The 14,116-nt window shown below is 45.1% G+C and carries 14 protein-coding genes; 2 read left to right on the top strand and 12 right to left on the bottom strand.

The window, feature by feature from the left end; translation table 11 throughout:
• Positions 1-67: 67 nt before the first annotated feature.
• From LDL18_RS06705 to LDL18_RS06670, 8 genes are all read right to left on the bottom strand, one after another.
• Positions 68-613 (bottom strand): cysteine hydrolase family protein, encoded by a 546-nt coding sequence (locus tag LDL18_RS06705; protein ID WP_296508032.1) that lies wholly within the window; start codon positions 611-613, stop codon positions 68-70.
• Between the two features lie 112 nt (positions 614-725).
• Positions 726-1,226, bottom strand: a complete 501-nt coding sequence (locus tag LDL18_RS06700; RefSeq protein ID WP_296508030.1) for a SoxR reducing system RseC family protein — start codon at positions 1,224-1,226, stop codon at positions 726-728.
• A 4-nt stretch (positions 1,227-1,230) separates the two neighbouring features.
• The gene (locus LDL18_RS06695; RefSeq protein ID WP_296508027.1) at positions 1,231-2,277 is read right to left on the bottom strand and encodes an FAD:protein FMN transferase; all 1,047 of its coding nucleotides are present in this window, start codon (positions 2,275-2,277) and stop codon (positions 1,231-1,233) included.
• A 335-nt stretch (positions 2,278-2,612) separates the two neighbouring features.
• Positions 2,613-3,689 carry an oxidoreductase gene (locus LDL18_RS06690; RefSeq protein ID WP_296508025.1) on the bottom strand — a complete coding sequence of 359 codons (1,077 nt, stop codon included), beginning with the start codon at positions 3,687-3,689 and terminating at the stop codon, positions 2,613-2,615.
• A gap of 137 nt (positions 3,690-3,826) precedes the next feature.
• Complete coding sequence (locus LDL18_RS06685) at positions 3,827-4,120, bottom strand: alkylphosphonate utilization protein (RefSeq protein ID WP_296508023.1); 294 nt, start codon at positions 4,118-4,120, stop codon at positions 3,827-3,829.
• A 132-nt stretch (positions 4,121-4,252) separates the two neighbouring features.
• The gene (locus tag LDL18_RS06680; protein ID WP_296508021.1) at positions 4,253-5,005 is read right to left on the bottom strand and encodes an ABC transporter ATP-binding protein; all 753 of its coding nucleotides are present in this window, start codon (positions 5,003-5,005) and stop codon (positions 4,253-4,255) included.
• Positions 5,002-6,015: an iron ABC transporter permease gene (locus tag LDL18_RS06675; protein ID WP_296508019.1), complete on the bottom strand. Its 1,014-nt coding sequence runs from the start codon at positions 6,013-6,015 to the stop codon at positions 5,002-5,004. The genes LDL18_RS06680 and LDL18_RS06675 overlap by 4 nt, the downstream gene beginning before the upstream one ends.
• A gap of 6 nt (positions 6,016-6,021) precedes the next feature.
• Positions 6,022-7,083, bottom strand: coding sequence for an ABC transporter substrate-binding protein (locus LDL18_RS06670; protein WP_296508017.1), 1,062 nt, complete (start codon positions 7,081-7,083; stop codon positions 6,022-6,024).
• Positions 7,084-7,826: 743 nt separating this feature from the next.
• Here LDL18_RS06670 and LDL18_RS06665 point away from each other — a divergent pair.
• Positions 7,827-9,578 (top strand): alginate export family protein, encoded by a 1,752-nt coding sequence (locus tag LDL18_RS06665; RefSeq protein ID WP_296508014.1) that lies wholly within the window; start codon positions 7,827-7,829, stop codon positions 9,576-9,578.
• A gap of 112 nt (positions 9,579-9,690) precedes the next feature.
• Here LDL18_RS06665 and LDL18_RS06660 read toward each other — a convergent pair whose 3' ends face one another.
• The 3 genes from LDL18_RS06660 to LDL18_RS06650 all read right to left on the bottom strand — a co-directional run bounded on the left by LDL18_RS06660 (position 9,691) and on the right by LDL18_RS06650 (position 11,978).
• Positions 9,691-10,053: a DUF2023 family protein gene (locus tag LDL18_RS06660; protein WP_296508013.1), complete on the bottom strand. Its 363-nt coding sequence runs from the start codon at positions 10,051-10,053 to the stop codon at positions 9,691-9,693.
• Entirely contained in the window at positions 10,050-10,532 is a 483-nt protein-coding gene (fldA, locus tag LDL18_RS06655; RefSeq protein WP_296508011.1) for a flavodoxin FldA, read from the bottom strand. The genes LDL18_RS06660 and fldA overlap by 4 nt, the downstream gene beginning before the upstream one ends.
• A gap of 231 nt (positions 10,533-10,763) precedes the next feature.
• Positions 10,764-11,978 (bottom strand): MFS transporter, encoded by a 1,215-nt coding sequence (locus LDL18_RS06650; protein WP_296508009.1) that lies wholly within the window; start codon positions 11,976-11,978, stop codon positions 10,764-10,766.
• 145 nt (positions 11,979-12,123) lie between these two features.
• Here LDL18_RS06650 and LDL18_RS06645 point away from each other — a divergent pair, with 145 nt between their 5' ends.
• Positions 12,124-13,017 carry a LysR family transcriptional regulator gene (locus LDL18_RS06645; protein WP_296508007.1) on the top strand — a complete coding sequence of 298 codons (894 nt, stop codon included), beginning with the start codon at positions 12,124-12,126 and terminating at the stop codon, positions 13,015-13,017.
• Between the two features lie 135 nt (positions 13,018-13,152).
• Here the strand turns inward: LDL18_RS06645 and LDL18_RS06640 are convergent, their stop codons facing one another.
• Entirely contained in the window at positions 13,153-13,551 is a 399-nt protein-coding gene (locus tag LDL18_RS06640) for an IS5 family transposase (RefSeq protein ID WP_296508034.1), read from the bottom strand.
• Between the last annotated feature and the right edge of the window lie 565 nt (positions 13,552-14,116).

Below are 14,116 nucleotides of genomic sequence, written 5' to 3'. Positions count from 1 at the left end.
AATACCCCTGCCCTCATGCCAATAGGAGGCGAGCCAGCCAGCGCTCGGTATCTTCAAATCCTAGATATCAAATATAGCTTGCAAGAGCGCTTTTTGTATCAATGACAGTAGCAAAAGCAGCGCCCAAAATCACTGTAGTCATATCCAATATGTGTTGAGCCGACAGATTATAAGCAGGAAGGTCGAAACTTAATAGCGCATCTTTGACCACAACCATCTCAAAGCCGAGATCTTTTCCGGCACGAACGGTCGAATTGACACAAAAAGCCGCGACAGCTCCGGCAATAACCAGACGCGAGATGCCTGCCTTGCGAAGACGATCGGCCAAATCAGTCGAAGCGAAAGCTGAAGAAGTTGTTTTATATAAAACAGTTTCGCCTTTGACCGCTTCAGCGCAAGGCATGGCTTGATAGCTTTCTTTAAGGGGATAAATTGCCGACATTTTTTCGTCTTGCTGATGCCGTATATGGAAGACAGGCTTATCCGCTGCCCGAAAGGCTGATAATAAGGCCGGAATATGGGTTTTTATTCTGTCACTTGTATAATCGCGCCCTTTATCAATATTTTCCTGCATCAGCATTTGCATATCAATGACGAGAAGAGCGGTTTTCATAACCCGATATCCTTATTAAAACTAGCGCTTTAGAAGGTATCTGCGGTTTCTCAGTAATAACAATATAAAATTGAATTATTTTAAAACAAATAGCCTCTTCTGAATAGAGAAGCTAGCCCGCCACTCGCCGGACGAATTGAAGGCTGTTTCCGCTTCTTTGGGTGAAATAGCGGTTACCCAGCCAAACACAGACAAAGCCAACCGCCAAGCCCAACAAACTGGCCAAAGCCGCCAAGCCATCCCCAAAGCCCAAGCTATATTTAGCAAAAATGGCAAAAACCAACAATGTCAGCAAAGGCATACCATAAGAGAACAAAGCCGTTTTAACCAATAAATGAGCAGAGGTCGCAACGATCACCTGCTCACCTAAAACAAAATCATGATCATTCGGAAGCGAGAAGCGACGACTTTCAGCGGGTGTTTTTTTCGTCAAAGCAGAAAGGCATCCGGCTGAATGGCTACAACCTGCGCAACCGCTGGCAATATCCGGTTCCAGCCAGACAATATCCCCGTCAACAGCGACGACTTTTGCACAACTTTCAAGATTATTAGCGGTATTTCCGGTAAAATCATCCGATAAAACGGGAGAAAGTTTTGAAAAATCGTCGCTCATCTTTTTACGCCTCAATAATCTGACTGACGCCATTCGGCGTGACAAAGATGGCTTTGTCGCCACCGCCTGCCACCAATAAAGGCCGCCGTTGTTCGGTTGGAACTAACAACATCGCAGTAGACAAGCTATCACCAATCGTGGCGTTTGGCGCAATGACAGAAACCCCCATCAAAGCCGGTGCCGTCAAACCGGTTTTTGGGTTGATGATATGGGTGAATTTACCATTGTCATCGAATAAGGTGCCATATCCACCAGAAGTCGCTACGCATTTGTCACGGACATTGACTTCGGCAATCGCCTGTGACGGATCGGCCGGATTGGCAATACCGATATGCCACGCTTTGCCATCTGGACGGGATTTTAAAGCACGCGGCTCGCCCATATCGACCAACATGGAATCAAAACCATGTTGCCGCAGAACATCTGATACCCGATCAGTAATATAGCCCTGCCCGATACTGTTTAGGGTCAGCGCCATATCAGGACGCGCAAAGGCCACGCTTCGATTAGCCGCATTGATATTGATCTGTTGCCAACCAATTTTGGTCATGGCCTGTTGAATAGCCGATTTCGCAGGGCCAGCAGGGTCAGGCTTTTCCTGCATAAAATGATTGAAATACAAAGACCACAAAGGCTGGATCGTTGGATCAAAAATGCCATCCGTCAATTTGGCAATATTCAAAGCCGTACCCAGCAAATCCATAAATTCAACGGGTGCCTTATCAATACGCCCCGTAGTATTTAATCGGCTAAGGACTGAATCTGCCCGATAAATACTAAAAATGGATTCCAGCCGATCCAGCTCCTTACGCGCCGCATCAATCGCCTTTTGGGCAACCGCTTCATCTTTATGATAAAGCTTGATGGTCGAAGGCGCGCCTAAAGTCGTTCCATGCCAGACAATTTCGCGGAGATCGCCCCCCATCCCAAGCTTGAACAGAAAAGGTGCGGCTGCAACGCCAGCCGCTACAGCTGATAAAGCAATCGCACGGCGGCGGGTCACTTGCCGAAAGAGTGGTGCCGAAACAGTTAAATTATCAGCTGCATTCATAATCCAATATCCATATTTACTATTGGGGAAATTATAGCCTGAATGGCGTACTGCAACAAGCGCCAAGCGTTATTTCGGCTATCCATTAAGACAACGATTGAGAAAAATTGCAAGATTTTTCAAGTTAAAAATGAAATTTAATAATTAAAAATATCAAAAAAATTGTTTTTTATTATAAAAAACAAGGGTTTATTTTTTATTCAATTTTACATTTAGGGTCTCTTTTTATTACCGAAAAAAGAAAAAACAGAATAGTAAAATGATAAAATCACCCCTGATTTTATGATCGGAGAGAGGTCAGATGATTCTCCCTTTCCTCTCCCCCAGAATAAAATCTATTTTTTATCAAAAGCCTGTTTTTCAGCATTGGTCAAATCAGGGGCAATTCTTTCACCCGACTGGTTCGACAAAATGGCGGCTTCGATCACAGCCATAACGGCAATAGCCTGTATTGGCGTTACTGGATTAGAAGCCGCACCCGTCAGGGCTGCATAAATTTCGCGGTAATATTGTGTTTGGTCACCTGAAGGCGTCGGATAGGAAGACGATTTTCCGTCAGCATCCCAGAACAAAAGCGGGTCAGCATCCTTGCCCCAATCTTTATCCAAGGGCTTCATGCCAGAACGAAGCTGCGTTTCCTGCGGATCGGGATAACGCTTTATCAAGCTGCCTTTTTCGCCATGTAGGGTAAAACGGGCTGTTCCACCGGCTACCAACATGCTTCCCTGTAAAATGACCCGTTTTTCACCATAAGACAGAATGACATGCACCCAATCTGTCGTTTTTGCACCGGAACGCTGGGCAGCAAAGCTGGCCTGAACATTATCCGGCAATCCGAAAATATCCAAAGCCTGATCAACCATATGCGGTGCCAGATCATACCAAAGGCCGCCGCCCGGTACAGCTTCTTCTCTCCATCTTTGGCGAACAGCGGGGCGAAATCTGTCTAAATGGGATTCAAATTGAGCAATATTACCCAACAAGCCTTTTTCAAGCGCTTGTTTGACACCTAAAAAATCACTGTCCCAACGACGATTTTGGAAAACTGATAATAATTTCTTTTCTTTTTCAGCTAACGCCGCCAAAGAACGGGCATCTTCTGTTGTCAGGGTAAAGGGTTTATCGACCACCACATGCCGACCTGCCAACAAAGCCTTTTCAGCCAAGGGCTTATGGGTATCATTCGGTGTTGCAATAACAACCAGATCAACGTTGCTATTGCTCAACATAATATCAATATCGGGATAAACTGCCATATCCGGCCAGTCTTCTCTGACCGTTTCGGGATGGCTGGAAACAATCGCAGAAAGCTCTAGCCCCTCGACTGCATCAATAAAGGGCGCATGAAAGGTTTTTCCAACATAACCATAGCCAATCAGACCGACCTTGATGATTTCTTTTTTTTCGACCATTGAGACATCCTCTTTATTGTTTTTGGTCACATTTCAAAGGAAGATAACCGCCAAATTATTTTCAAAAATACTTCCGAAAACAATTCGCGGCTATTCTTCATCATCTTACGAGAACAGGCCTAGCCTGACTGGAAAGACTAACGCTTGCGAACGAATTCGGTTCTAAGCACCAAACCCTTAATATCCGATGTGCGGCAATCGATTTCTTCAGGATCAGAGGTCAGACGGATATTTTTGATAACCGTTCCACGTTTCAACGTTTGCCCTGCTCCTTTGACTTTTAAATCTTTAATCAACAGAACACTGTCGCCATTCGCAAGCGGGGTGCCATTGCTGTCTTTAACGGTCGGCTGATCGCTATCTTCTTCGGAAACGACCGTGTCGTTATCTTCTTCCCAATCCCATTTCTGCTTTTTCGGCTTCTTCGCCATAATAAAATCTCCTCATTTTTGGGTTTTCGTTATCCGTTTATAGCGGGCATCGGCTATTGGACAGCAAGATTTTTAGATTGAGCGCTATTCCCGATCGCCAAGGAAAATAAAAAAGCCCTGATAAGGCATTTTTTATTCAACGGATTCCCATGATAAAGCGATATTTTCATCAATATTATAGAGGGCTTCTATCGCTGATCGGGTTAAAACCGATCGTGGCGCACCATCTGCAATAATCCGCCCCCGCTGTAACAAGACAGCCCGCGAAAATATCTGGCGCGCTCGCAAAGGGTCATGTGTCGTTGCCACTATACAATAGCCTTCATCGGCCAGTTTTTGGAGCAAAACAGCCAAGCGAAGCTGTTGCCCGAAATCAAGACCGGTTTCCGGCTCATCCAAAACCAGAATTGGCGAACCTTGCGCCAAAGCCCGCGCCAAAAGGACGCTTTGCCTTTCCCCCCCAGAAAGCTCGGTATAAGGGCGTGCGGATAAAGAGGCGATATTGAGATAATCCAAAGCCTGCTTCACGGCCTGTTTATCAGCCAGAGACAGATTTTGCCCGAAAGCAATATAAGGCAGCCTACCAAGCGAAACGACTTCTTCCACGGTATAAGGGAAAACAGCCTTATGTTCCTGTGGGACATAGGCAATATAGCGCGCGATTGCTTTCCGGCTGATCGCTTTCAACGGTTTATTTTGAAGAAAAATGTCGCCTTCATCCGGCGGCATCAACCCTAACAACAAGCGTAATAAAGTCGATTTTCCAGCACCATTGATACCCAGTAAAGCCGTCAATTCGCCTTGGTGAAAAGAAAGGCTAATACCATCCAAAATAACAGTTTTTTGCCGCCGATAGCGAAGATTTCTGGCCTGTAACAGGGTCATAGGGATATTTCACGCGAGGAAGCCAGAACCCATAAAAATAATAGGCATCCCACCAGATCAGTAATAATGCCGACTGGTATTTCTTCAGGGGAAAGACAACGCGCCAGATCATCCGATAACAGCAAGAAAATCGCCCCGATAATCGCACTTAGATGAATAACTCTCTGATTACTTGTGCCTCCTATCACGCGGGCAATATGCGGAACAACCAGCCCAACCCAACCAATCATACCCGCCATCGACACGGTTAAAGCCGCCAACATTGTCGCCACCGCAATGACAGAATAGCGGATATAATAGACAGATACCCCAAGGGTGCAGGCCTCATCATCCCCCATAGATAACGCATCCAGCAGCCTTCCAGCCAAGGATAAACCCAAAATACCGCCTGACACGGGAAGAGAAACCATCGCAAGCTGGGTTGAACTGATTTGTGTCAGGCTACCCAATAACCAAAAGACAATATCAGGTAACTGGCTTTCGGGATCGGCAACATATTTCAGAATAGATAAGAGCGCCGTAAAAAAAGCCGCACTGATCAGGCCGCCGAAAATAAGGATTAAAACCGAATTTTGTCCTAATATTCTTTGGACTAAAATCGAAATTAAAACCGCAGAGATACCGCCTAAGAAAGCACAAATCTGGGTCAACATCGGATTAAAACCGGCGATAATAGATAAAGCCGCCCCAAAACCGGAACCCGCCAAAACACCTAATAATCCGGGAGAAACCAGTGGGTTTCTGAAAATAGCCTGATAGGCAGCCCCCGATGTTGAAAGGGCAGCACCGACGCAAAGCGCGGCAAGAATACGCGGTAATCGGGATTGCCAAAAAATAGAATGGATTGTTTCCATTCGGCTGGATGAGGCCGTTTGCCCAAGATAGGAAAGGCTTTGCCATAATTCGGAAGGAGAAAAGGAAAACCGACCCATAAAAAGAGAAAATACCGCCAAAGCGAAACACAGCCCAAGACAGGAAAGGCTTAGAAAAGGGCTATGGCGAAACCGCATCTCTTTCTAGGCGTTCTTTGGCGGTAAAGCCGCCAGAATGGCCTCCACCTCTTCACGGCTAGGGGCATAATGAAGATAGCGTCTATAAAAATCCGTTGTTTCTTGGCGGATATCCAATGACGGGAAAAGAGACGGATGGAATAGTTGGGCAGCCCATTGCAGTTGCAGCGGATATTCCAGACCATAACGATCCCATGCAAAAGCACCTGCCGGATTACGATAGACTCTTCCTTCTTTGACTGCCCGTAAATCATACCAGACTGAAGAAATCGGGGAGCCATCCTTTTTCGGGAGATCACGACATGACCGCCCTAAAATGATAATATCAGGATTCCACTGGGCTAATTGCTCGGCTGAAATGATCTTCTTATTGCCAGTAATCGCCTCGGCGGCGTTGCGGCCACCTGCAACCGTAATCCATTCATTGATGATACTTTTATCACCATCCACCTGTAACGGTGATAAAGACTGGATATGTAACACGCGAGGACGCTCGGTGACGGCTAAGGAATGGGTTTTTGACCGGACAGAGGCGACAACCTGTTGCAACTGGTTCGTATAATCTTGGGCAGCTTTGCGAGCGTCGTCAGTATTCACAACCTCTGCCAATAAAGAAATCGACTTTTGAAAAGAGGCTGTATCCGTAAAACCGGCCTCGATGACGGGAATACCGGATTTTTCGACAATCGGAGTTGCGGGTGAGTTACTTGATGTAATTGCAATATCTATATTGGCGGCTTTCAAGGTTTCGATATTCGGGACAAGGCCTTTAATCTCGGTGGCTTTTTTAAGATCGGGAGCCATATGGAATAACCAAGGTAAAAGCGGCTTATTCCCAACAGTAACGGTGATTTTATCGCTGGCACCCAACATCACCATAACTTCGTCTATTGGATACCACAAATCGGCAAAATGCTGGGGATGATCTGGGATAACGATCTGATGGCCGCGGCTATCCGTCACCTTTCGTCCCGAAATAGTCGGTGTTGAAGCATGGTAAGCACTCCAAGAAAGGAGAGCCACAACGATAACAATGATGGCTGTCAGGCCAAACATTTTACGCTTCAATGTTATTCCCCGATAGCTCGATTTTTGGGCATCAAATAACTATTTCACCAATCGAAACAGAATATAATATTAACAATACCATTAAAATGAGAAACAACAATATATTTTAAGCATAAATTTATTTCAAAAATTATCAGAGCGAAATTCTGTCTTAAAATGATATTCTGTCAATCGGGCTGCCCCCCTTAATCCGAAAAAGCGCCTAAGATCTTTTAGAATGATGATCTCTTTTTAACGATACGCAAGGATAGCCTTATCTGGGAGACATCATAGAAGAACTATTATCTTTATTCAGAAGATTTTCGAGAAAAGACAAAGCTAGATTGGATATTGGATGAATTTTCAATCCTGAAAAATTAAGGTGAAGAAATAAAGACAAGCCGCTGCCTGACAGAAAATATTTTATTTTTTCGGTGGATTTTCTTTTCATGCGGCTTCTTTAAGGCCTTTTGATCTCGGCTAGAATAAAAGAATAATGCCTTAATTCTTATTATCCTGTAGCAGGCTTATCTCTGCAAAAAAGACCAGATTTTATGAATAATAATATTTCTTAAAAAAGAATAAAAATACTACTATCACCAACAAACAGTCCAAATGATAGCTCTATTCCTGATCATAGCTATAATACTTTATCTTTATCCAAGCTAATAATTACTTTGTATAACGGCCTACAGAAATTTTATAATTTACTCTCTGAATTACCCTCAAAAGCGGGATGTTTTCGGTAATCAGAGGAATAATTTTTGTCTAAATTTCAACCGGATATTGCTAGGAATGATAAGGGATTCCACCCGCATTATCGTGTTCTTCTTCCGTTGTTGATCTTGCCTGTCTTACCTCTTTTCCTGAACCAAGCGGCACAGGCCGATACTACCGCTATTAAGGGAGAAAAACAGGATATCGACAAATCATTGGCAAGTACCACGCCGATCGCTGACAAAAAAACGGATATGTCAGCACCGCTTCCTAGCCTGCCGCCGATTGAAAATTTTCCTCATGCAAACCCCGTCGGACAGCCTTATTACGTTCCCCAAGCCGTCAACCGCCATATCGGCCATCAATATAATTGGGGTGTTTTCAATCGGGGAAATGGTGAAGCCGCCGGATTTGGGCCCGTTGGGCGTTATGGTGTGGCTGCATGGGCAGAAGATTGGAGTGATCTTCGAGATCCCAAAAACAGAAAAGACCCGTTTGATTTTCTAAAATATGTGCCTTTAAATAAAAACGGCTCTTTATGGATCAGCTTTTCAGGCGAAACCCGTTTCAGAAACTGGTTCGAAACAAAGCCCCAATTAGGCACTCAAAAAATCAACAATTCCGGTCGTTTTGGTATCCGTAATCTTTATGGGGCAGATTTGCATGTCGGCTCACATCTACGATTTTTTGCCCAGATCGTGAATGCGGATGCCGCCGGATGGAATGTGTATGGCTATAACGCAACCTACAAAAAAACGCTCGATTTGCAGCAAGCCTTTGTAGAAGTGAAAGGGACTGTTCTTGGTGCCAAAAGCGGTATCATTATCGGACGGCAACAATTCCTCGATGCGCCTTCCTATATGCTTTACAATCGGGAAACGCCCAATGTGCCTTTATCGTGGAACGGTTTTCGGAGCTATGCGCTATGGTCACGAATAAGGGTGGATGGCTGGTATTTTGTCGGCACCAATACCGATAAACAGGCGATTTTTCACGATAACCAAGATTATGACACCCGCCTTTACGGTTTCAACAGCACATGGGCGCCGCCGGATTTTTCCTTTTTTTTTTTTTTTGGCTATTCTTTTCTGGATGCCTTTTATATCGGTTATCGGCTGACAGGTAAATTAGGAGCAATTTCTGCCCCGAATAACAAAAGCAGTCAAGGCACCGATATCCGCAACAATTTTGGTATTCGCTGGCATGGAGCAGCCGGTTCAATCGAATTTTCCTTAGGCGCTATCTGGCAAGGAGGTTCTTTCCGCTATGCCGGAACTGATCACAGCCGCAATGTCAGCGCCTATGCAATCAATTCGATTGTCGGCTATCGCTTTCCTAAAAATCCGCTGCGGCTTTTTGCCGGTATCCAAAGCGATGTTTACTCTGGCGGGAACGCCTCAAAAACATCAGGTAATATCGGCGGCTATATATCGCCCTTTAATCCCCAAACCAATTATCTCGACACAACAACCTATATTGCGCCCTCCAACCTTATTAGCGTGGCACCGCTTGTCCGACTAACACCCCAAAAATCTGTCAGTCTCCAGCTCAAACTGCCTCTTTTTTGGCGAGAAAATACCCATGATCCGATTTATAAATCATCTGGTCTATACAGCTTTGCCCGCGACTTTGACGGAAAATTCATCGGCACCGCCCCGCAAGCAGCGTTGACATGGCAGATCAACACGCATCTCTCATGGACGCAATATGTGTCCCGATTTGTAACCTCCCATGCTCTTCATGAGGCGGGTGCCAAAAGTGGCACCTATTACCAGTCGAATTTCGTTTTCCGCTTTTAAACCAAGCGAAATTTCATCTTATCGGAAGCTATTGCTGATAGGTCTATTCTCCCAATGGCCATAATGATATTTATCATCACCAATTTTACGAAGACCACTTAAAAAATGGCCTTTAATGGACAGATTCTAACCTATCGGATATCTGTTTTGCTTGTTTTAGATAGCGCTCACATTGCTGAATCCGGTCATAACCCAGCAAACTGCCAAGGATAAAATCCTGCTCAGGCGTTAAATCAACCAGTGGACGGGTGACAATATGGCGGATTGTCTCAATACAGGCTGACCGTCCAAAAAAGACATTAACCTTGGTCAGACTGACCTTCTGAAGAAAATGGTCAACAGACTCTTTTTCTAGTCTTTTTTGAACTGCCATCGCTTCATGAGGCGTCATCGTCAGCAGAAAAAGCAGCCTAACCCCTTTATGGTATTCATAAAGATATTGGCTAAAATAGGATATAACAGGCGGCCTTGTCATAAGATTTGCTTCAACCAAGCGGCAATACGATCGTCAGTTTCAAAAGGCTGATTATCTTCATCCAAAGCTAAACCGACAAAATGGTCATCCCGCACAGCCGATGATCTTGTAAACTGATATCCGGCAGTATCGGTAAAACCAATCACCTTTGCGCCCCGCTCGATGACAATATCATACAGAATGCCAATCGCATCGACGAAAGAATCCGGATAAATATCCTGATCGCCGGTTCCAAATATAGCGACCGTTTTATTTTCAAGATTGGCTTCTTGCAAAAGGGCTAGATTATCCTCCCAGTCAATTTGTAATTCGCCATCCCCATAAGTCGGACAACCCAATATCAAAAGAGAACAATCAGTAAAATCAGACGGCTCGGCTTTCAGAATATTGACAGCTCGGCCATCTATTCTCTTTGCCATATCCAAAGCTATTTTCTTCGTGCATCCGCTGTCAGAACCAAAAATGATATTGATACTCATAGTAAATATTATCCCATAATGATCGAAATTGACGCAAAGAAGCCAAAGTCTATCTTTAAAAGAATAATTTAAATGATTATCAATATCAATAAATTTATAAAAAATAAATTTCCTGATTGTAACCTATAGCGGACAGTCAATGCGATCCGACAGGCTGCGTGACACTATGTCTTGATTGGAACACGCTTCACGCCAGCCTAATCATATCAAAATAGCCGTCACCAAAATCGGTTATGGCTGAACATCCTCTATATTTTGTTGTTTTTGAGAGAGACCAAAAATAAAAATCATCGCCAAGAAAGAGGCGCAAGCACCCATAAAAAAGACTGAAGGATATCCAAAGTTACTAGCGACAAGACCAGCAGAGGGCCCAGCCAATCCCAAGCCGATATCAACAAAAGCGACATAAGCGCCCATGGCAGCTCCACGGTTTTGAGGAGGGATTGAGCGGACGGCTTCAACACCCAAGGCAGGAAAGGTCAAAGAGTAACCACCTCCCAAGACAGCACATCCAATAAATGCCACCCATGAGGATGAAGCAAGCCATAAAAGAATTAGCCCCATTATCTGAAGAGGAATAGTCACACGGGCAACGCGTAAGCCACCCAGTCGATCAGGTAATCCGCCAAAAACCAACCTTACGGCAACGTATGACAGACCAAATGCCGTAAGACCAAAAGAGGCCGAAGTCCAATGATGAGCAGCATAATCCAGACCAAGAAAAGCAAACATCGCCCCGAACCCTATGGTGCTTAAAGCAAGACTAGAACCATAAGACCAAATTTCACCAACAACGGCAAAAAAGCTCAGGCGTACGTCTCTCACTGGCGGAATGGGCTTCATAAATTTAACTGAGAAACAGGCCAATAACGGTAAAATAGCCGCGATAACAACCATCCTTTCGAAACCACCCCATTTCAACAAGACGACCCCCATAGGGGCACCGCTACCGATGGCACTGAACATCGCAATGCCGACCCAAACCATAGCCTGCCCTGTATGCCGCGCGCCAACAATAGCCATACACCAAGCCAAAATACCAGTAATCAGGAGACTTTCGCCAAAACCAAGAATAGCGCGACCGATAAATAATAAGATCAACGCCATTGAGGGAATCTCTTTAACCCAAACTGAGCCACCATAGGTCACAGCCGCCAAAGAACAGAACAATAGCCCCATAAACACAGCGGGTTTAGATCCACGGACATCCGTCACCACCCCCGATAATGGCCGCGTCAATAGCGTCGCCATCGATTGAGACGCCATAACCCAGCCTATCGTCACAGGGCTTAAGCCAAGATAATCATGCATATAAAGCGGCAGCACAGCAAGCGGCAGCCCAATCGTCAAATACCCCAAAAAAAGTATCAAAATGAAAGGCAGCAAAGAATAAATGATTGCGCCAGCCGATAGCGGAGCTGGTGACTTTAAAATCTGATGATTCATCTATGATTGTCTTCTATGAAAGGAAAGCGTCCGTTATCTTCAGGGAACGCTATGCCTTCAATCATATGAGAAGGGAGCCATGCTGAGAAGCGCCGCCATCAGAAGTTATAGTTGCATCAAACGCCCTATATCGTAAATCCATCCTATGATTCCGACATATAATCTCAATCTTTTGACCGCCCTTGATATGCTATTAAGCGAAAATAGCGTTCATCGGGCAGCTGAACGGCTTGGCCTCAGTGACTCAGCGATGAGTAGAACGCTTCGCCGTATTCGTGAAACCTTTGATGATCCTATCCTTGTCCGTGCAGGCAGATCACTTGTTCCAACGCCAAGGGCTATCGAATTACACGAAAGCCTTCGTGGTATCCTTGAAAAAGCAGAAGCCCTACGCATCACTTCGCAGGAACCCGATCTCAAACATATTGACCGTATTTTCAATATTCGTGCGAATGAAGGATTTGTCTTTCAGTATGCCGGCGAATTGATAAAGGCGATCGCCTGCCAAGCGCCAAGCATCCATCTAAATTTCGTTATAAAAGCAGAAAAAAATCCTAATGCACTGCGCGAGGGGCAAATTGATCTCGATATTGGCGTTCTCGGGGAATCTGGGCCAGAGATCCGCATACAAACAATCCAACGAGATCGCTTTGTTGGTGCGGTCAGTGCAGATCATCCATTCAATGAGAAAAAAGTTATTTCTGCCGAGGCGTATGCCAAAGCGCGACATGTCAATGTTTCTCGACGAGGTCTTTCAAGAGGCCCCATAGATACAGCCTTAAACAATCTTGGGCTCAATCGCCAAGTGGTAGCGGTTGTGACTAGCTTTCCAGCCGCATTAGCCGTGGCTCAATCCGCGCAACTGGTTGCTAGTGTTTTGGAAAAACAAACCCTTAAGGCAAGGAAAGGCATGTTCACCTTTGAATTACCTATTAAGACAGAAGAAGTAACCATCTCAATGATGTGGCATCCCCGTTCAGAATATGATCCGGTACATCGCTGGCTTCGAGAACATATCCGACAACTTTGTGCTTCTTAAAAGGATAAAAAATAGAAAATGATCAGAAAAACAATTCTATTCCGACTGTGGCATGCCGTCGGTGAAGCAGGATACCGTTTGCTGCCAACAGAATGACTGCAAGGAAAATAGATTTAAACTTATACAACTCAAAAGCTAGGTTCTGTTGACAAAGAAAGCTAACCATAATTTTACAGCCGTGATGTGAAGGAAGGCGAGGAAAGATTTTCTGGTTTTGTCATAGCGTGTGGCAATACGTCTGAACGGCTTCAACGTATTGAACATCCGTTCGATATGATTACGATCTTTGTAATGCTTTAGATCGTAAGGGATGTACTCTTTTCGATTAGAGCGAGGCGGGATAATAGGAAGGATACCTCGAAAAAGCCGTTTTTCGCGTAACCTATCGCTATCATATCCTTTTTTGCTGAGAAAACGGCAAGGCGTTGTGACTGGAATATCTATCAAGCTGTCGGCACTAGAATAATCAGAGACTTCACCACCGGTTGGTATGAAAGCTAGAGGGCGTCCTTGACCATCGGAACGGGCGTGGATTTTGTTCGTAAAGCCTTCCTTATACGCCCCCCTTTTGCGCCAGCCACTTAGCTATAAGCTCGAATGATTGTGCTATCTACTCTATGTTGCCAGTCATCCGTCAGGCCAAGATCAACGAGAATTTCAAGAAGAGTGTCCCTGACAAGACGGTCAGCGTGCCGACTGGCACAGATTCTTAACCTCGAGACGAGCGGCTTCGCGCGCCGGAAGTGAGGGAATAAGGGTGTGCTGATAGCTGACGCATCCATCAGATCATCAGTGTGTTTATTGAGAGGATCGCCGACTTAAGCATGAAGGCGGAGATACACGCCAAGCAAGTCGCATGATGCGCCGCTATGCTATGTGTTTTTTGTCATCACAAGAGAGGAGCCTTGAGGCGGGTTATCTAGGCGGAGAAAGATAATTTGAGCTTAGGATAGGAAGAGAGATACGGTAAATCTGGGGAGGCTATTCAGGAAGAGATACCGTCAATTAGGCAAAAAAAAGCCGTTAGCTGAGGGCTAACGGTGTTGGTTGCGGGGGCAGGATTTGAACCTGCGACCTTCAGGTTATGAGCCTGACGAGC

The sequence above is a fragment of the Zymomonas sp. genome, assembly GCF_020216885.1.
GTDB lineage: Bacteria > Pseudomonadota > Alphaproteobacteria > Sphingomonadales > Sphingomonadaceae > Zymomonas.
Note: the sequence above shows the minus strand (reverse complement) of the source record. Positions and strands in the feature narration are given on the sequence as shown.

Excerpts from the sequence above, each read along its gene's own strand:
- LDL18_RS06705 (WP_296508032.1), bottom strand. The coding sequence starts at position 613 with ATGAAAACCGCTCTTCTCGTCATTGATATGCAAATGCTGATGCAGGAA.
- fldA (WP_296508011.1), bottom strand. The coding sequence starts at position 10,532 with ATGAGTATCAATATCATTTTTGGTTCTGACAGCGGATGCACGAAGAAA.
- LDL18_RS06700 (WP_296508030.1), bottom strand. The coding sequence starts at position 1,226 with ATGAGCGACGATTTTTCAAAACTTTCTCCCGTTTTATCGGATGATTTT.
- LDL18_RS06650 (WP_296508009.1), bottom strand. The coding sequence starts at position 11,978 with ATGAATCATCAGATTTTAAAGTCACCAGCTCCGCTATCGGCTGGCGCA.
- LDL18_RS06645 (WP_296508007.1), top strand. The coding sequence starts at position 12,124 with ATGATTCCGACATATAATCTCAATCTTTTGACCGCCCTTGATATGCTA.
- LDL18_RS06685 (WP_296508023.1), bottom strand. The coding sequence starts at position 4,120 with ATGGCGAAGAAGCCGAAAAAGCAGAAATGGGATTGGGAAGAAGATAAC.
- LDL18_RS06680 (WP_296508021.1), bottom strand. The coding sequence starts at position 5,005 with ATGACCCTGTTACAGGCCAGAAATCTTCGCTATCGGCGGCAAAAAACT.
- LDL18_RS06675 (WP_296508019.1), bottom strand. The coding sequence starts at position 6,015 with ATGCGGTTTCGCCATAGCCCTTTTCTAAGCCTTTCCTGTCTTGGGCTG.
- LDL18_RS06690 (WP_296508025.1), bottom strand. The coding sequence starts at position 3,689 with ATGGTCGAAAAAAAAGAAATCATCAAGGTCGGTCTGATTGGCTATGGT.
- LDL18_RS06695 (WP_296508027.1), bottom strand. The coding sequence starts at position 2,277 with ATGAATGCAGCTGATAATTTAACTGTTTCGGCACCACTCTTTCGGCAA.
- LDL18_RS06660 (WP_296508013.1), bottom strand. The coding sequence starts at position 10,053 with ATGACAAGGCCGCCTGTTATATCCTATTTTAGCCAATATCTTTATGAA.